Consider the following 18192-nt stretch of genomic DNA (forward strand, 5'->3'; position numbering starts at 1 on the left):
CGGTCCCTTGTGGCATACCAGCCAGATGTGCACCTCTGATGGCACCCGATATCTAGCCTATTCAGAACACGTGTGCATAGAACATAAACCTTACATGGAGAACAATTTCCATATTTCAGACACAATTAGTCAAGGGTTGCAAGCTGAGAGATAAAGGATAACAATAGTAGAATAACAGAGTAAGAGAAGCGGAGGAGAATAGAATGACTCAGGAAGAGCTTGACGCAATGTGGGAGAAGCAAATGCAAGAGGAGAAAGAAGAGAAGGTGAAGAAGTACAGCATTCTGAACACCTTGGCGCTGCAAGGGCAGACCGTACTGGCGGGCTCCTCGCTGATGGAGTTTTTTCCGGTGAATGAATTGCAGCAGACGCTGGAGAAGCGGACGGTTATTTATAACCGCGGGATTGCGGGCTATGTGACCCGGGAATTACTTGAAGCGCTGGAGGTATGTGTGCTGGAGCTTACGCCTTCGAAGCTGTTCATTAATATCGGCACGAACGACATCAGTTCAGCGGACGGGGAGTATGAGCTTGGAAAGCTGCTTGCGAAGTACAATGAGATTCTGACCCGGACCCGGGAGAGGCTGCCGGAGTGTAAGGTGTATGTCATGGCGTATTATCCGGTGAATGCCAAGGCTGACTTCCCCGGAATGGATGAGGAGCTGCGGGAGAATTACTTCAGAACGAGAACCAATGCTGCGCTGCTGGAAGCAAACCGGGCCGTGGAGGAGCTGGCGCTTAAGCACGGCTATGAGTTCATTAATGTGAATGAGGGACTGACGGACGCCGAAGGGAATCTGAAGGCAGAGTATACGATGGACGGCGTTCATATGTATGCTAACGGGTATGCGGTGGTGCTGAATAATCTTAAGGCATATTTGTAAAAAAGAAAGAGCAGACGGGCGGCTCCCTTCTGCTCTTCCCTGATCCCTTGCTTAAATCAACTCCCGCCGCCGCTTCAAATACACATACAGCACGATGCCCGACAGGGAGCAGACGGCGGCGCATAAGCCGATAAATCCGTACCCTGCCTGGAGACCGCGCAGCAGGCCGAGCTCTGTAGTGCCGCCGTACATTCTTTTGACGGTCTCAATCACCCAGCCGATAATGTAATTGCCGATGACGCTGCCGAGGCCCATCAGGGTTACCACGAAGGTAATTGCAGTGTCGCTTCCGTTCGGGTAACGGCGGGCGATGAAGGCCATAACGGTAGGATAGATAATAGCAATTCCGGCCCCCGAGAGGGCGAACAGAAAGGCGAGACGCTCCCCGCCAGCCAAAGCGGCGAAGGTACAGACCGCCGAGAAGCAGGAGAAGATGATCAGCGAGAGGACGAAGCCGATCCGGTCCGTCAGTGCGCCGAGCACAAGCCGCCCGAGAGAGAATACAAGGAAGAAAGCAGAGAGCAGGCCGGAAGCCCGTACAGTGTCCCAGGCATAGGCTTTTTCCAGAAAGTTAACCAGCCAGCCGCCTACCGCCAGCTCCGAGACCACGCCGAAGGACAGGATCATCACCATCATCCAGAGTGCAGGATCACGCGTCAGAGTGCGGAAGGAGGTGCGGTCCTCCTGCGGAAGATCATCTCCGGGAAATGTGCTGCGCAGCGCCGAGAGAATCGGCAGCAGACAGAGCGACAGCATGACCAGATACATCCCCCGCCAGTCCAGCAGATGTCCGAACACGCTCATCGACATGACTCCGGTAGCGAGAAGCGGCGCCACGGTTGAGCTTAATCCATAGAAGAAGTGGGATAAGTTCATCATCATCCCCGTGTTTTTGACGAAAATACGTGCCCCCAGAATCGCCAGTCCGATCTCCAGCATCCCGTTCCCGATGTACATCAGGAAGTAGGAGGAAGCAAACAGCGGATAGCTGTGCGACAAGTAGATGAATACCCCCGAGAGGACCATGGAAGCGAACGAAATGATAGTGACGGCCTTGATGCCCCATTTGCGGACAAGAATAGCGGTGAAGGAGCAGGCGATCAGATAGCCCAGCGCGTTCAGTGAGAGCAGGGTGCCGAGCTGGCCTTCATCCAGATTGAACGACAACTGAATCCGCGGAATGGCGGGCCCTTTAATATTTTCCGAGATGCCAAAGACGACAAAGCCCAGAAAGATCGTAACGAGCTGCATGATATAGACGGTATTGCGTTTTTTGCCGGATGTGCTGGCGGAATTGCCAGAGTTGCCGGATTGAGCTTTCACAGTAGATAGCCTCCTGGATGATACAAAATAGTTATGCCTTACTTTCGTTCAACCAGGTGGAACCGGTAGTTCAGGCTTTCCGTGGTTGTGGTAATCAGTCCGCTCATGTACTCCTGCCGGGTATCCCGCTGAATAATAAGCTCAGGCATATGTTCAGGCGGAATAATGTCCAGGCATCCGCTGCGCAGATCCTCCAGCATCTCCGGCGAGATATTGTCACCAGTGAGTACGATGGTGGCCGGGTTGATGATGCTGATGATCGATACCAGTGCATGTACGGCCAGCCTGCGGGGATCGCCTGTACCTTGAAGCAGCCGGAGCTGCTCTTCTCTGGTTATGCCGTAAGGCAGGTAAGACACCTCACCGCTAAAAAAGCTGTGGCCGTTAAGCAAACGCCCGTTCACCATGAAGCCGGCCCCCGGGTAATGATTCTTGGGGAAGGTCAGCACGGCAAAATGACTCTCTTCGTCCAGGAGAAGCTTCTGGTACAAGCCGTACACCGTCAGATTCATATCATTCTCAATGATGATCTCTACCTCTTCATAGCGTTCCTTCAGAAAAAGTCCGAGCGGCTGCTCTGCAAGCGCGGGGACATCGCAGATTCCTATCCGGTCCTGCTGTACTACCCCCGGAATGCCGATGCCGATTGCCTGCACATTCAGACGGTCCGCAATCATCTCATCCAGCCACTCTCCGAGGGTATCTGGAGTAATCTCGTCATAATCCTTAACGGCTTCCTCTATGATTTCACCGTTCAGATTGGCAAGCGCACAGGTAATGGATTGCCGGCCGCCCTCTGCACGCACAATCATACAGATAATAGAATAGTAATCTGCATTGAACTGATATTTCCTTGCCGGTCTGCCGCCGCTGGATTCCTCCCAGCCCAGCTCCAGAATTTCACCAGTCTGGACCAGTTCATTCAGAATGGTGCCACAGGTAGCCACGCTTAGCCGTGTCTGTCCTGCGACGGATGCTTTGGTGCCGGTGCCGGAGGTGCGCAGCGCATTTTTTACCAGTTCTATGTTTATTTTCTTGACCAGTTGTGTGTTATGAGACGGTTGCGGCATAGCGGATTTCCCCTCCCGGATGAATCTACTCAGGTTATTAAAAGAGTTATAATAAGTGTATTGTAGTCAGTTTCCGGTGAAAGGGCAAGATATAATTATCTCGTCTTATAACGAATAAAAAGCTCATATTGGCAGGGTTGTATGACCTCCCTAACCAATACGAGCCTATTAACGACAAATGCAATTATGCGTTTGAACTACAGTAAACTTAAAGGCAGTATGTGATGCGAAATACAGAGCTTCTGAGCTGCTAATATCAGTAGTACCAAGTTAAGAAATTCTAAATATGCTTACATTACTGTAAGTGTCAGATTGTCCTGTAACTTGCAAGGTTAACCCCGTAATCCCTTGGGCTAAAACTGGGAAAATAAGCTCTGAGACGGCCGTAGTTACACTTATCAGACCACTGGCCGTCAGCGCCAGGCCGCCAGGTCCTGCAGTTCCTCCATCTGCTTTATACAGATAGGAGGGGAAGGGGGTAATTGTACCGTTCAACTTCCTGTCAGTAAATTTGATTTTCTTTCAAGTATGCGCCCGGAATGGCAGGGTATCGGCTGTTTAACTAAGGTAGCACCTGTTCCATTCACCCTCCAGTCAGCAGCATACTTGATGATTAATATTAGTAATAATCTGTTTTACTGGTTTGGTGCGGACTTAGAGGTTGAGTACGTTATAAGAAAGCAAATGCAAAACAGAAAGAGACATCTCATGGAGAGATCAAGCTCCCGGAGATGTCTCTTTCTGTTAAATATTTGGCTATTGGAGATATCCAGTTAATTTTTCATTAGGATACTTCAAGTTACCGCAGCTCGCTCGGTGTCCGCAGCTTAACCTGCTTGAACACCCGGTTGAAGGTGCGGATATTGGTGAAGCCGCATTCCAAGGCGATATCGAGGATGCTTTTATCGGTGCCCAGCAGCAGACGTTCCGCCTGATTGACGCGGATGCTGTTCAGGTACGCCACATAACTCATGCCTGAGATGCTTTTGAAGAAGCGGGAGAAGTAGAACAGGCTCATATTGGCATGCCGGGCGGCATCGGCCAGGGTAATGGGGTGCATGTAATGGACATCCAGATACTCCAGCACCTCCTGCATAATCTTCATATTCGTAATGCGCCGCTTATCCTTATGCGGATTTACGATATCCAGCGGCATCTGCCGCAGAATCAGCGCACACAGCTCATGCAGCAGGCCGGTCACCAGCTGTTCATGATGCGGGGGCTTCTCCAGATACTCCTCCAGCAGCTCCTGCATGATGGCGGGCAGGCGGGGATTACCTTGTTCAGCATCAGACTGGCTCTGGTCCAGAAAAGGAGACATCAGCCGCTTATTCAGGGGCCAGCCTGCCGGATATCCGATCAGTGAAGGATTGAAAATAATCATCAGCAGCTTGGACTCGCTGTTCTTGCTGTCATAATAATGGATATCTCCGCTGCTGCATACGGCCAGATCCCCGGCGGTCAGCACCCGTGTCTCGGAGTTGATCCCCATCCTTATCGAACCCTCCAACACATAGACGATCTCCAGATCATTGTGCCAGTGGGCCAGAAAATTAATATTCCGGCTCACAAAGGCAGTGAAGGGAAACGCATAGCCGTACGTCCGGTTCTCGTGAAACGCTCTCATGGTTACTCCTGTTCTCGTCCTCCCAGTGGTTCGCTAGGAAGCGGTTTCAGTAATTAGATGCTTACCGCATAATGTAGTCTTAAATTTAGCAAAAAATGACCATTCTCACAAGCAAAATGACGAGCAGAGACGCCAGCAATGGATTACAATTTCTTCAGGAAGACCTGATCTGAATCATTCTATTAACCTGAATTCGATAAATAGGACAAAAAGGAGAGCTTGATATGGCAAAGAAGGCATTGATTGTAAAAGGTGGATGGGACGGGCATGAACCGAATGAGGTAGGAGCGCTTTTTGCAGATATCCTTACGAATGAAGGCTTCGAGGTTGAAGTCTCGGATACGCTGGACAGCTTGGGTGATGCGGAGGCGCTGAAGGCGCTGAACCTGATTGTACCGGTGTGGACCATGGGCGAAATCAAGGGGGAGCAGTGCTCGGCAGTTCTGGCGGCAGTGGCTTCCGGCGTAGGCATCGCGGGCTGTCACGGCGGGATGTGCGACTCCTTCCGTACCAATACGGAATGGCAATTTTTGACCGGATCACAATGGGTGGCGCATCCCTTCAATGACGGGGTGGATTATGAAGTGAACATCGTGAAATCCGGCTCCAGCCCGATTGTGGAAGGCATGCAGGACTTCATGGTGAAGTCGGAGCAGTATTATCTGCATGTGGATCCGGCGGTGAATGTACTGGCTACCACCACTTTTGTGATGAGTGAAGGCGAGCATTCGGCCAATGGTGTCATTACGATGCCGGTGGTCTATACGAAGAAATGGGGCCAGGGCAAGGTATTCTATAACGCGCTTGGACATCATGCGGATGTGTTCGATATCCCGGAGGCCAAGGAACTGATGCGCCGGGGCTTCTTGTGGGCAGCCAAATAAACGAAGGACAAGGTGGGAAACAGCGTGCGTAAAGTAAAAATTGGGATTGTCGGCTGCGGGAATATCAGCAGCATTTATTTTGAGAATTTGACCGGAACCTTCAAGAATACGGAGGTCTATGCCTGTTCGGATCTTAATCTGGAGCGGGCGCAGCAGGCCGCAGAGCAGTACGGGGTTCCGAATGTGTGGACGACAGCGGAGCTGCTGGCTTCGGAGGAGATTGAAATTGTCGTGAATCTGACGACGCCAAATTACCACTTCGAGGTGTGTAAGCAGGCGCTGCTGTCAGGCAAGCATGTCTATGTAGAGAAGCCGCTATCGCTGTCGCTTGAGCATGGGACTGAGCTGGTGGAGCTGGCTAAGGAAAAAGGGTTGTTCATCGGCTGCGCGCCGGACACCTTCCTCGGAGCGGGCCTGCAGACCTGCGCGAAGCTGATCGCGGACGGGTATATCGGAGAGCCGGTAGCGGCGACGGCTTTCATGCTCTGCCACGGGCATGAGAGCTGGCACCCGGACCCTGAGTTCTATTACCAGGCCGGCGGCGGCCCGATGTTCGATATGGGACCGTATTATCTGACGGCTCTGGTATCCTTGCTGGGCCCGGCGACTACAGTATGCGGCATGACCAAGACCTCGTTCCCTACCCGGACGATCACCAGTGAGAAGAAGTTCGGCAAGGTAGTGGAGGTTGAAGTACCTACGCATGTGGCCGGAACGATTCAGTTCGCCAGCGGTGCTGTCGCAACGATGATTACCAGCTTCGATGTCTGGCACAGCACACTGCCGCGTATCGAGATCTACGGCTCGCTGGGCACCCTGATTGTGCCGGACCCGAACACCTTCGGCGGCCCGATCCTCCTGCGTCCGGCGCATAGCGCAGAATTCAAGGAGATTCCGGTGGTGCACAGCTATGAAGGCAACAGCCGGGGAATTGGGGTAGCAGATATGGCCCGATGCATCGAGACTGGTGAGACCCCGCGCGCAAATGGCGAGCTGGCGAATCATGTGCTGGAGATCATGCACGCCTTCCACACCAGCTCCGATTCGAAGCGCTATGCGGAGCTGACCACCACCTGCGACCAGCCGAAGCCGCTTGCTCCAGGACTGATTAAGGGGTATTTGGAGTAACGGATTGTAACGAAAAGTAGCTAAAAGGAGCTAATCGTAACAAAAAGTATAGTGGTAGTAGCATTTCAACAGGCAGCGTTCTGTCCCCGGTTGCGGGGAGGGACGCTGTTTTTTTGTAAGGTGGAGTGGAGGAGGCTCGGCGCGAATGTATGCGTTTGTGCGAGAGCATCCTCCTCAACTAATCAGGTTCCTCTCTGTTTGAACTTGTATATACAAGTGTAATGTATGTCAACAAGTTCTTCATGGAGGTGCTTCATTTGAATCAAGAGAGTCAAGCCCGGCCAGCGGAATGGTGGCGGCGGTCCACAGTGTATCAGGTATATCCGAAGAGCTTCAAGGATACGACAGGGAACGGAACCGGCGATATCAGAGGCCTGACGGAGAAGCTGGATTATTTGCAGGAGCTGGGGATTGATATTGTCTGGCTTCAGCCGGTCTATGCCTCGCCCGGACATGATAACGGTTACGACGTGGCGGATTATGAGCGGATCAACCCGGAATTCGGTACGATGGAGGACTTCGAAGAGCTGGTAGCGCAGCTGCACCGGCGCGGAATGAAGCTGATGACAGATATCGTAGTCAACCATACCTCGACAGAGCATGAGTGGTTCAAGCAGGCGATCTCCAGCCGGGACAATCCGTACCGCGATTATTATATCTGGAAGGACCCGGCGCCAGGCGGGGGAGTACCGAACAATTGGCAGTCGAAGTTCGGCGGTCCCGCCTGGCAGTTCGACGAGGCGTCAGGCCAATATTATCTTACTCTTTTTGACAAGACACAGGCGGATCTAAATTGGGAAAATCCTCAGGTCCGCAGCGCGGTGAACCAGATGATGCTGTTCTGGGCCCGCAAGGGTGTGGATGGATTTCGGATGGATGTCATTAACCTGATCTCCAAGGACCAGCGCTTCCCGGATGATGACGGGAATGTGCCGCCGGGCGACGGGCGGAAGTATTACACAGACGGTCCACGGGTCCACGAATACATCCGGGCGATGTACGATGAGGTGTTCGGCCCGCATGAGCTGATTACGGTCGGTGAGATGTCCTCTACGACACTTGAGCAGTGCATCCGTTATTCCAATCCTGAGCGGCGGGAATTCTCAATGACCTTCAACTTCCATCATCTGAAGGTGGATTATCCGAACGGCCGGAAGTGGGAGCTGATGCGTTATGATTTCGAGGCGCTGAAACGACTGTTCTCGGAGTGGCAGACCGGGATGCAGGAGGGCGGGGGCTGGAACGCTTTATTTTTCAACAATCACGATCAGCCTCGCGCGCTTTCCAGATTCACCGATGATGACAAGTACCGCATTGAGAGCGCCAAGCTGCTGGCAACCACCTTGCATGGACTTCAAGGCACGCCGTATGTCTATCAGGGAGAAGAGATCGGGATGCCGAATCCCAAATGGCGGGGTATTGAAGAATTTCGCGATATCGAGTCGCTGAATATGTACCGGATTCTGTGTGAGCGGGGTGCAAGCCCCGGGGAGGCGCTCGCGATCCTGCAGGAACGTTCAAGGGACAACTCCCGGACGCCGATGCAGTGGGATACAAGCGCGAATGCAGGCTTCACCACCGGAACGCCTTGGCTAAAAGTGGACGAGCGGTACCCGGACATCAATGTGCGTCAGGCGCTGGAGCAGCCGAATTCGATTTTCCATCACTACCGTAAGCTGATCGCTTTGCGTAAATCACACACTATTTTCGTGGATGGATTATACTGCAGGCTGGACGAAGGACATCCCGAGGTGTTCGCTTATGCGCGGACCGGAGATAATGAGGCGCTTGTCGTAGTCTCGAACTTCAGCAGCAAGGAGATAACCTTCCGGCTCCCGGATGATCACTGGACGGACTTAAGCGCTAGGGGGAAGGATAAGCTCCTGCTTGGCAATACCGGAGAGCATCCTGCACTTACGCAAGAGCTTCAGCTCCGTCCGTATGGTTCATACCTGTGGCTAATTAGCCAGGAGTGAACGAGAGAATCACCTTCTAATCTGCATTAATCAACTATGCGAGGAGTGACAATATGGCTATAGACCGCAAAAATGTTGAAGAGATCGTCCGGGCGGTGGGAGGCAAGGAGAATATTGAGGTGGCTACGCATTGTGTAACGCGCCTAAGATTCTCGCTCTATGATGAGAGTAAGGTGGACGCGGCTGCGCTGGACCGCAATGATCTGGTGAAGGGACAATTCTCTTCCCAGGGGCAATTCCAGATTGTCATCGGACCGGGAACGGTAGATAAAGTATATGATGAGATGATTAAGCTGACCGGCGGTACCCGTTCCTCCAAGGATGAGGTGAAATCAGCTGCAGCCCGCAACCAGAACCCGCTTCAGCGGGCCATCAAGACACTGGCAGATATCTTCATTCCAATTCTTCCGGCAATCGTTACTGCGGGTCTGCTTCTGGGGATCAATAACCTGCTGACCGGCCCGGGGATCTTCTTCAGCGATTCGCTGGTGGATGTCTATCCGCAGTGGAAGGACATTGCTGCTATCATTAATACGATTGCCAGTACGGCATTTACATTCTTGCCCGCACTGATCGGCTGGGCAGCCGTGACCCGCTTCGGGGGCAGCCCGCTGCTGGGGATTGTGCTGGGTCTGATTCTGGTGCATCCAGACTTATTGAGTGCGTACGGCTATGCTAACGCTTCTACGGAAGGAACGGTTCCAACCTGGAATCTGTTCGGCTGGCATCTGGAGCGGATCGGTTATCAGGGACAGGTGCTGCCGGTCCTGGTATCGGCCTATATCCTCGCCAGAATTGAGAAGTTCCTGGACAAGCGCGTCCATGATTCTGTCAAGCTGCTGGTGGTTGCGCCGGTGACGCTGCTGATTACAGGCTTCCTGGCCTTCACGATCATCGGACCGGTTACGTTCGGCATTGCCAATGCCATCACCTCCGGCCTGGTGTATGTATTCGATCATTTTGCCATCCTCGGCGGTCTAATCTATGGCGGATTCTATTCGCTGCTGGTCATTACTGGAATGCATCACACCTTCCTGGCCGTGGACGTTCAGCTCATCGGCAGTGAAGGCGGCACCTTCCTCTGGCCGATGCTGGCACTCTCTAACATTGCCCAGGGTGCAGCCGCACTGGCTATGATGTTCGTGATTAAAGAACAGAAGACCAAGGGGCTGGCGGTGACCTCTTCCGTCTCGGCCTTCCTCGGAGTGACCGAGCCGGCGATCTTCGGGGTGAATATCCGCTACCGCTATCCGTTCATCTTCGGGATGATCGGCTCCGCGATAGCCGGGGTGCTGCTCACGCTGAATCAGGTCCGGGCCACTTCCATTGGGGTAGGAGGGATTCCCGGCTTCCTGTCGATCTTCCCTAACCAGTGGGGCGTATTCTTCATCGGGATGGCGATCGTGCTGATCGTGCCTTTTGTCGCCACTGTGCTATATGGCCGGGCAGTTGTGCAGCGTGGACTGAACAAATCGGAAGCAACAGCAGGCGTAACAGCAGCCGATTCTTCCGTTACAGCCCCTGAGCTAAGCAGCCGCAGCTCCGTACAAGGCTCGCAGGAGCAGGAGCCGGTGAATATCCTGGAGCTGGCGTCACCGCTTAACGGAACGGCGGTGCCGCTGGAGCAGGTTCCTGATCCCGCTTTTGCTGAGCGACAGATGGGGGATGGAATTGCCATTGAACCTTCCGAAGGCAAGGTCTATGCTCCCTTCGATGCTACGGTAGCCCACGTGATTAAGAGCAAGCACGCGCTGATTCTGGAGCATGCCAGCGGAGTTCAGGTGCTGATCCATGTCGGGATTAACACCGTGTCGCTCAAAGGCGAAGGGTTCACGACAACTAAGCAGATCGGCGATAAGGTACGGGCTGGAGAGCTTCTGCTGGAATTCGATATGGAGGCTATACGTGCCGCCGGATATCCCTTAATTACTCCTATTATCATCCCTGCCGGGCAGGAGATGGTGGAGCGGATCGAGGAGCAGAGCGGACCGGCCACGGCGAAGCAGACCCGTATTCTAACCGTTCATCTTAAGGGTTGACCCGTGCAGATCAGACATGCAATATAAGGAATGGAGGACAGCCCTGCGGGGCTGTTTTTCTACAATTTAGGGCGGTGATGATTGATGAGAGAGAATATATTTTTGCAGATCTATACGGAATACAGCAGCCATATCCAGTCCGGCCAGCTCGCGCCCGGAACCAAGCTGCCCTCTGAGAGTGAACTGGCGGAGGCTTATAAGACATCGCGGGAGACGGTGCGCAAGGCGCTGAATCTTTTGTACCGCGAGGGCTACATTAACAAAATCAAAGGCAGGGGCTCGTTCGTGCTGGATATGACGCGGATGGATTTTCCCGTAACCGGACTGATCTCATTCCAGGAGCTGACGGGGACGCTAGGGGTTCCCTCGCGGACACTGGTAGAAGAGACGGTCCTGGAGCCGGCAGGCTCCCTGCTGGCCCGGCAGCTGCAACTCGCTGGAGAGACTCCGGTATGGAAGGTCATCCGCGCCAGAGAGATTGAAGCCGAGCGGATTATTCTGGACAAGGACTATTTCCGGTCCGATATCGTTCCCTTCCTCAGCAAGGAGATCGCAGAAGGCTCCATTTATGAATATCTGGAGGTTGAACTGGGTCTGAAGATCAGTTATGCCAAAAAGCTGATCTCCGTTGAGCCCGTGACCGGGGAGGATCAGCGCCTGCTGGACCTGAAGCAATACCAGCATATTGTCGTGGTGCGGAACTATGTGTATCTGGAGAATACCGTGCTGTTCCAATATACCGAATCCCGGCATCGGCTGGACAAGTTTCAGTTTGTGGATTTTGCCAGAAGGGTTAGGCGGTGAACGCTCAGGGATAGGCTGGCGGAAGAGCATTCCTGACCTGGCTGAATATGAAGCACCATAAGCAGTTTTTAATTATCTTTTGAGACTACTATAGGTAGCCGTTAAACTCCGCAAAAAATGACCATTTCCTCAAGCAAAATGGCGAGCAAACGGTGCTTATTTCCAGTAGAATCGGTTAGAGGCGGAAATTGTACATTTTTTCGGGGGAAATTCTTTAGTCTGCGCATAGGAAAGTTTAATCCTGGCTTGTACAATAACACTAGCGATTGTAAACGCTTGCTTTCATTCCAGAGGAGGGTATGATGCATTCCATGAATGTGCGGAATCCCGTAATTGCCGGGTATTATCCGGACCCCAGTGTGGTCCGTGTGAATGAAGATTTCTATCTGATTAACAGTACCTTTGAATATTTTCCGGGTGTGCCTATCTTCCATAGCAGGGACCTGATCGACTGGACCCCCATAGGGCATGTGCTGACCCGCCAGTCCCAGCTGGATCTGCGGACCACCAAGAGCTCGTCAGGCATCTACGCCGCCACCATCCGCTATCATGCCGGGCGATTCTACATGATTACAACCGATGTCAGAGGCATCGGCAATTTCTATGTGACTGCGGACAAGCCCGAGGGGCCCTGGTCTGATCCGGTTCTGCTGCCGCACGGGGGCATTGATCCTTCCCTGTTCTTCGATGATGACGGGCGCGCCTATGTTACGGTGCAGAACGGTGCAGGCTATGAATCGCATATTATCCAGTACGAGATTGATCCGTTGTCCGGCGAAGTGCTGTCAGAGCCGGTCAACATCTGGAGCGGAGATGACGGCCCGTGGGTTGAAGGCCCGCATCTGTACAAAATCAAGGGTGCCTACTACCTGATGACCGCCTCAGGCGGCACGGCGGGCGATCACCGGGAGATTATTGCCCGCAGCAGCCATCCTTACGGCCCGTTCGAGGACAAGCCGGAGCCGATCCTGACCCACCGGGGACTGAAGGACCATCCCGTCCAATGCCTTGGACATGCCGATCTGGTGGAGGATACGTCCGGTCAGTGGTGGGCGGTCTTCCTGGGCATGCGTCCCGTGGAAGGCCGGTATTCCCCGCTGGGCCGGGAGACCTTCCTGGCTCCGGTCACCTGGACAGAGGACGGCTGGCCGATGATTGACAATAATGAAGGCACCGTTATAGCCGCTGACGAGTCCAGCCTGGAGGACCAGGTGCTGCGCTTTACGCCAGGGGACGGCTTCGGGCCGGAGTGGGCTTTCCTCCGCGCCTATGAAGCGGAGCGTTATTCCTGGACCGAGCGCGATGGCAGCCTGACCGTGCACGGGAATGCTTACACGCTGGACGATGAAGCACCGGCTGTGTTCGCATGCCTACGCCAGCAGCATCACCGGATGGAGCTGGGCGTCAGCCTTGACTTCACGCCGGTGACCGAAGGTGAGCATGCCGGACTGGCTGCGCGGCTGAACAACCGGGGATATCTTTTCTGGGGACTTACTTGCCGCAACGGCCGCCGGGTGATGGAGCTTGTAGTGAAGAACGGTGAGGAGCGGCAGGTTCACCAGTATGAGGTAAGCGGTCAAGGTGCCGTTCAGCTTCGCCTCCGCTGCGACGGCCATCACTACCACTGCTCCTATTCGGCAGATGGAGTGTCCTGGCATGAAGTCCCGGAGACGGTTCATGTATCGGTCCTGTCCCCGGAAGTCAATGGCGGCTTCACCGGTGTCTGCCTTGGCGCACATGCCTCGGGCAATGGAACAGAGGATGCCAGCCCTGCTTATTATGAAGGATTTTATTATTCCAATATCAAAGGAGATGCCTTATGAATCAGCAACAACCCCCTAAGCCTAATCAACCCATCGTAACTCACATCTATACAGCGGACCCGTCTGCCCATGTCTATGAAGGCAAAATCTATATCTATCCTTCCCACGATCTGGATCATGACGAGCCGAGCAATGACAACGGCGACCAGTATAAAATGGAAGACTACCATGTTCTCTCGATGGACAGCTTCGATTCCCCGGTGGTCGATCACGGCGAAGCGCTGCATGTGAGAGATATTCCATGGGCTTCAAAGCAGCTTTGGGCTCCAGATGCCGCTTATAAGAACAACACCTACTATCTGTTCTTCCCGGCCCGCGACCATGACGGCATCTTCCGTCTTGGTGTGGCAACGTCGGAGTCTCCGGCAGGCCCGTTCTCCCCGCAGCCGAATTATATGGAAGGCAGCTTCAGTATTGACCCGGCCGTGCTGGTAGATGACGACAACCAGGCGTATATCTACTTCGGCGGACTCTGGGGCGGCCAACTGGAGAAGTGGCAGACCGGCAGCTTCGTGCCGGATGCGGAAGGGCCGGCTGCCGACCAGCCGGCGCTTGGACCGCAAGTTGCGCTGCTTAGCGACGATATGCTGTCCTTCCAGGGCAAGCCTGCCGAGATCTCGATTGTCGATGAAGACGGGAATCCGATTCTGGCGGGGGATGAGGAGCGCAGATATTTTGAAGGCCCATGGATGCACAAATATAACGGCGATTACTACCTGTCCTACTCAACTGGAACCACGCATAAGCTCGTGTATGCAATCGGCAAGAACCCGATGGGACCGTTCACGTTCAAGGGTGAGATTCTGTCTCCGGTTATCGGCTGGACGACTCACCACTCCATTGTGCAAGTGGAAGACAAATGGTATCTGTTCTATCACGACAGCTCCTTGTCGGAAGGCGTCAACCACAAGCGCTGCGTGAAGTATACCGAGCTGAAATACAACGAAGATGGCACGATCCAGAAGATCAATCCTTACCCGGACGCGGAGTAAGCTAGCGGATTTATGTAATGAAGGTAAGTAACATATGAGACAAACATGAGGCAGCTCCTTGCGGGGCTGCTTCTTGGCGTGGCAAGGGTGCGGGTGCTGCATGTAATCGGAAAACCGATCACAATTGAACCGGGGGCGCTACGTCAGCCGAATGTAATCGGAAAACCGATCACAATTGGACCGGGCGCGCTACGTCGGCCGAATGTAATCGGAAAACCGATCACAATTGGACCGGGCGCGCTACGTCGGCCGAATGTAATCGGAAAACCGATCACAATTGAACCGGGGGCGCTACGTCAGCCGAATGTAATCGGAAAACCGATCACAATTGGACCGGGGGCGCCGCGTTGGCCAAATGTAATCGAAAAACCGATCACAATGGACCGGACGCGCCGCGTAGGCCAAATGTAATCGAAAAACCGATCACAATTGGATCGGGTGCGCCGCATCGGCCAGTTGGAAAGTAGCAGATTGAGCAGACAGCAGGGGAAGAGGCACAGAATGTCGCCATCTGAGTAACTATCCAGCATAGCCAGCCGCCACCAGAATGAGCATCCCATCGAATAAGCACGTAGAAACAAAGCCGCATCACCGTCCCGGGTCTATCTCACTGCACTTTTCTTTAATTTGACCAGCGAATCTTTAATTTCGCTTCTATTAGTCCCCGCATGAGCTGCTATATAGTAACCTTGATCACTATTATTCAGAAGGAAGATTCATCCAGTTATTATGAATGCGTTCTCATCAAACTGAAGAATGAGGAGAGTGAACAATGGTAGCTACATCCCGGACACACAGAATTCGTAAGCTGACTTCAGCGGTATTAGGTACAGCGCTGCTGGTGACCCTGCTGCCGCAGACAGCCATGGCCGGAGACACCTGGCCGTTCAAAGGGGAAAGCGCACACGGTGCCAATCAGCCCAGCGTACACGGCTATACCAGCCAGCACATTGCGGACTGGAGTCCGCAGAGAGATCAGGACGCGGCGCTGCTGCGCTCACGGGTTCCGTTGCAGCAGCGGATTGCACCTTTCCAGCAGACTCAGGCCAATCCGGCGCTGAATCCGGCGGTGCAGATGATGAATGTTGCGGGCGATTATGGCAATGCTTTTATCGAGAATGCCCCGTACACCAACAAGTTCGCCCAGTACCACTTCAACTTCTGGCAGTACATTGACTATTATTCCTACTGGCACGGAACAGCGACAGCGTATACACCGCCGGAATATTACGACGATCTGGCCCAGTCTGACTGGCAGCAGAAATGGTTCGAGTTCGGCATGCTGAACATTCCGAATCCTACCTATACCGATGCCGCGCATAAGAATGGGGTTATGTCGCTGGCCGGAGTGTTCTTCTCGAACAATGACCGGGGACAGCAGACCTATAAGCAGATGATCGTGAAGGACGCGAGCGGGAAGTTCCCGGTAGCCGAGAAAATGATTGAAATGGCCGAATATTTCGGGTATGACGGGTACTTCCTGAATCAGGAGGAGCAGAATCCGAATGTGGCGACAGCGGATCTTCCCGATTATATTGCTTTTATGAAAGCGCTACAGGATGGCGGGCTGTATGTGCAGTGGTACGATTCCCTGAATACAGCCACGGGAGCCAATGTCTTCGCCAGAACCTTCAATAACAATAATATCTCCATGCTCTACGATAAAGCGGCCCACAAGCCGGTGTCGAATTCGTTTTTCTTCGATTACGGTATGGGCAGCTCGCAGATTACCTCGGCGGCGAATTACTTGAATTCCTTCAATGCGGCCCAGGGGACGAGCTACAATCTCTTTGAGACCGGCTTCGCGGGACTTGAAGCCGGGCGCGACCGCTTCAAGAGCGTGCAAGGCTCAGCCTTGAGCAGCAAGCTGGCCGGGGGAATTCCACGGACCAGCCTGGCGACACTGGGCGCGGACTTTGTCCATGCCGGTCTGGATGAGGATATGAACAAGTCCTGGCCGGTCTCGAAACGTACGGATAACAACTACCAGTGGATGACGAACCTGCGCGAGCAGCTATGGTGGTCAGGACCACAGGTGAACCCGAAGAATACAGCGGTGTCTTCCAATAATACGGTAGCCGATGTGTATGCCGATAACCGCTACTGGCCGGGGATTGCTTCGGTTATTGCCGAGCGCTCGGTGGTGAAGGATTCTAACTTCTATACTAGCTTCAATACCGGCCACGGCCTCTCTTATTACAAGGATGGAGCGGTATCCAGCGCGGCGGAATGGTCGAATATGAGCCTGCAGGATGTTCCGGTCACCTGGCAATGGTGGCAGGATACTTCAGGCAACCGTCTGAACGTGGACTTCGATTATGGTCCGGGTTATGACCAGACCGCCAATTCGCGTATGAATTACCAGCAGCTTGGCGGTTACAACGGCGGCAGCTCGCTGGCAGTGAGCGGGAATCTGAACAGCGAGAACTTCCTGCGTCTCTACAAGAGCGAGCTTGCCGTGAAGGCTGGTTCCAAGCTGTCCGTTGTCTACAACAAGCCGTCGGCAGACGATGCCACAGTGCTTAGCGCAGGCCTCATCTTCCGCGATAACCCGAATCAAGTAGTGAAGATTCCTATTGCGAATAGCGGGAAGCACACCACGGGCTGGACCACGGCCGAGCTTAATCTTGGTGCTTATGCCGGGCGGGAGATTGCGGCTTTCGGCCTGGTGTTCGCCCCTGGAGCCACTCCAACCGCCAATTACCAGATGAACATCGGCCAGCTGCGGATTCATGACGGCTCGGCGGTCCGGACTGCGGCTCCTGCCGGTCTCTCTATTGCCCAGGCACTGCCGGGCATGAATGAGATGATCGTGAAGTGGAATATGGACACCGATTACTCCAAGGTGAAGCAATATAATGTGTACGTGAACGATATCTATATGGGCGGAAAATATGATGAGACCTTCTATATCAAGAAGCTTCCGGCCAAATCCGGCGTGCTGAAGGTGGCGGCTGTAGGTGCAGACGGGCTTGAGGGCGATCCGGCCACGCTGTCCTTCGACCTGAATGCTGCGGTATCCAAGGTGACTGCCGAATCCGCTGCGAATGGAGACTTCCTGGTAAAGTGGACGAATCCCGCCGCAGCCCAGGGAAGTATCAAGGTAATAGTGAAGTCGGTGAACTGGACTACCACGCCGCAGCCGGTATCGAAGGAATTGACTGTGCTGCAGGGTGCGACCTCAGCGCTGTTCCAGAATATGCCCGTTAACGGAGATGAGTATACGGTTACCGTTCAAGCCGGAAATACCGATAAAATAACCTATAACGGAACGTTCACCGACAAGGTGTCCGAGCCTTATGCAGAGAACTGGTCCTGGAACGGCAATACGCTGAACCTGCCGATGCCAAGCACCCGGGACTGGCGGTATATGTACATTAACGAAGACGGCCAGAACCGGTCGTTCCCGGTCACCTATCTGTCCGGTGCTGCGGGCATGAAGCCGATGATCATCCGCGGCCGCACGACTAAGGCTGCGCTGAGCTTCACCTCTACCGCGGCAACAGTTACAGTGGTCATGGAGGATTACAGCGGCAACAAGTCGCAGCCTGTATACCTTAAAGGCCAACCAACGCCGTAAGGCGCGGGTAGGGAATAAGTACCGCCCATTCTGCACAACATACACAAAGCGCTCACCCTCTG

13 protein-coding genes are annotated in these 18192 nt (G+C 53.7%); 10 read left to right on the forward strand and 3 right to left on the reverse strand.

Going from position 1 to position 18192, the window contains the following annotated elements; genetic code table 11:
- Nucleotides 1–203 precede the first annotated feature (203 nt).
- On the forward strand, nucleotides 204–884 hold the full coding sequence (locus tag MKX42_RS11090; protein WP_340752545.1) for a GDSL-type esterase/lipase family protein: 681 nt from the start codon (nucleotides 204–206) through the stop codon (nucleotides 882–884).
- Between the two features lie 51 nt (nucleotides 885–935).
- Here MKX42_RS11090 and MKX42_RS11095 read toward each other — a convergent pair whose 3' ends face one another.
- The 3 genes from MKX42_RS11095 to MKX42_RS11105 all read right to left on the reverse strand — a co-directional run bounded on the left by MKX42_RS11095 (nucleotide 936) and on the right by MKX42_RS11105 (nucleotide 4904).
- Nucleotides 936–2135, reverse strand: a complete 1200-nt coding sequence (locus tag MKX42_RS11095) for an MFS transporter (protein WP_340757666.1) — start codon at nucleotides 2133–2135, stop codon at nucleotides 936–938.
- Nucleotides 2136–2245: 110 nt separating this feature from the next.
- Nucleotides 2246–3277 (reverse strand): ROK family protein, encoded by a 1032-nt coding sequence (locus tag MKX42_RS11100; RefSeq protein ID WP_340752546.1) that lies wholly within the window; start codon nucleotides 3275–3277, stop codon nucleotides 2246–2248.
- 799 nt (nucleotides 3278–4076) lie between these two features.
- Nucleotides 4077–4904 (reverse strand): AraC family transcriptional regulator, encoded by an 828-nt coding sequence (locus MKX42_RS11105; protein WP_340752547.1) that lies wholly within the window; start codon nucleotides 4902–4904, stop codon nucleotides 4077–4079.
- Between the two features lie 224 nt (nucleotides 4905–5128).
- Here MKX42_RS11105 and MKX42_RS11110 point away from each other — a divergent pair, with 224 nt between their 5' ends.
- The 9 genes from MKX42_RS11110 to MKX42_RS11150 all read left to right on the forward strand — a co-directional run bounded on the left by MKX42_RS11110 (nucleotide 5129) and on the right by MKX42_RS11150 (nucleotide 18130).
- The gene (locus tag MKX42_RS11110) at nucleotides 5129–5788 is read left to right on the forward strand and encodes a ThuA domain-containing protein (RefSeq protein ID WP_340752548.1); all 660 of its coding nucleotides are present in this window, start codon (nucleotides 5129–5131) and stop codon (nucleotides 5786–5788) included.
- A gap of 24 nt (nucleotides 5789–5812) precedes the next feature.
- Nucleotides 5813–6916, forward strand: a complete 1104-nt coding sequence (locus MKX42_RS11115; protein ID WP_340752549.1) for a Gfo/Idh/MocA family protein — start codon at nucleotides 5813–5815, stop codon at nucleotides 6914–6916.
- 257 nt (nucleotides 6917–7173) lie between these two features.
- Nucleotides 7174–8892 carry an alpha,alpha-phosphotrehalase gene (gene treC, locus MKX42_RS11120; protein WP_340752550.1) on the forward strand — a complete coding sequence of 573 codons (1719 nt, stop codon included), beginning with the start codon at nucleotides 7174–7176 and terminating at the stop codon, nucleotides 8890–8892.
- A gap of 53 nt (nucleotides 8893–8945) precedes the next feature.
- A complete protein-coding gene (gene treP / locus MKX42_RS11125) occupies nucleotides 8946–10931 on the forward strand; it encodes a PTS system trehalose-specific EIIBC component (RefSeq protein WP_340752551.1) in 1986 nt (661 codons plus the stop codon).
- A gap of 84 nt (nucleotides 10932–11015) precedes the next feature.
- Complete coding sequence (treR, locus tag MKX42_RS11130) at nucleotides 11016–11735, forward strand: trehalose operon repressor (protein ID WP_340752552.1); 720 nt, start codon at nucleotides 11016–11018, stop codon at nucleotides 11733–11735.
- Nucleotides 11736–12046: 311 nt separating this feature from the next.
- The gene (locus MKX42_RS11135) at nucleotides 12047–13558 is read left to right on the forward strand and encodes a glycoside hydrolase family 43 protein (RefSeq protein WP_340752553.1); all 1512 of its coding nucleotides are present in this window, start codon (nucleotides 12047–12049) and stop codon (nucleotides 13556–13558) included.
- Nucleotides 13555–14550 (forward strand): glycoside hydrolase family 43 protein, encoded by a 996-nt coding sequence (locus MKX42_RS11140; RefSeq protein ID WP_340752554.1) that lies wholly within the window; start codon nucleotides 13555–13557, stop codon nucleotides 14548–14550. The genes MKX42_RS11135 and MKX42_RS11140 overlap by 4 nt, the downstream gene beginning before the upstream one ends.
- 45 nt (nucleotides 14551–14595) lie before the next feature.
- On the forward strand, nucleotides 14596–14961 hold the full coding sequence (locus MKX42_RS11145; protein ID WP_340752555.1) for a hypothetical protein: 366 nt from the start codon (nucleotides 14596–14598) through the stop codon (nucleotides 14959–14961).
- 361 nt (nucleotides 14962–15322) lie between these two features.
- Nucleotides 15323–18130 (forward strand): endo-beta-N-acetylglucosaminidase, encoded by a 2808-nt coding sequence (locus MKX42_RS11150; RefSeq protein ID WP_340752556.1) that lies wholly within the window; start codon nucleotides 15323–15325, stop codon nucleotides 18128–18130.
- Nucleotides 18131–18192: the final 62 nt, after the last annotated feature.

Origin of the sequence: Paenibacillus sp. FSL R7-0204, from assembly GCF_038002225.1 — a bacterium.
Classification (GTDB): domain Bacteria; phylum Bacillota; class Bacilli; order Paenibacillales; family Paenibacillaceae; genus Paenibacillus_AQ.

Excerpts from the sequence above, each read along its gene's own strand:
- MKX42_RS11090 (WP_340752545.1), top strand. The coding sequence starts at position 204 with ATGACTCAGGAAGAGCTTGACGCAATGTGGGAGAAGCAAATGCAAGAG.
- MKX42_RS11095 (WP_340757666.1), bottom strand. The coding sequence starts at position 2,135 with ATGCAGCTCGTTACGATCTTTCTGGGCTTTGTCGTCTTTGGCATCTCG.
- MKX42_RS11100 (WP_340752546.1), bottom strand. The coding sequence starts at position 3,277 with ATGCCGCAACCGTCTCATAACACACAACTGGTCAAGAAAATAAACATA.
- MKX42_RS11105 (WP_340752547.1), bottom strand. The coding sequence starts at position 4,904 with ATGAGAGCGTTTCACGAGAACCGGACGTACGGCTATGCGTTTCCCTTC.
- MKX42_RS11110 (WP_340752548.1), top strand. The coding sequence starts at position 5,129 with ATGGCAAAGAAGGCATTGATTGTAAAAGGTGGATGGGACGGGCATGAA.
- treP (WP_340752551.1), top strand. The coding sequence starts at position 8,946 with ATGGCTATAGACCGCAAAAATGTTGAAGAGATCGTCCGGGCGGTGGGA.
- treR (WP_340752552.1), top strand. The coding sequence starts at position 11,016 with ATGAGAGAGAATATATTTTTGCAGATCTATACGGAATACAGCAGCCAT.
- MKX42_RS11135 (WP_340752553.1), top strand. The coding sequence starts at position 12,047 with ATGAATGTGCGGAATCCCGTAATTGCCGGGTATTATCCGGACCCCAGT.
- MKX42_RS11140 (WP_340752554.1), top strand. The coding sequence starts at position 13,555 with ATGAATCAGCAACAACCCCCTAAGCCTAATCAACCCATCGTAACTCAC.
- MKX42_RS11145 (WP_340752555.1), top strand. The coding sequence starts at position 14,596 with ATGAGGCAGCTCCTTGCGGGGCTGCTTCTTGGCGTGGCAAGGGTGCGG.
- MKX42_RS11150 (WP_340752556.1), top strand. The coding sequence starts at position 15,323 with ATGGTAGCTACATCCCGGACACACAGAATTCGTAAGCTGACTTCAGCG.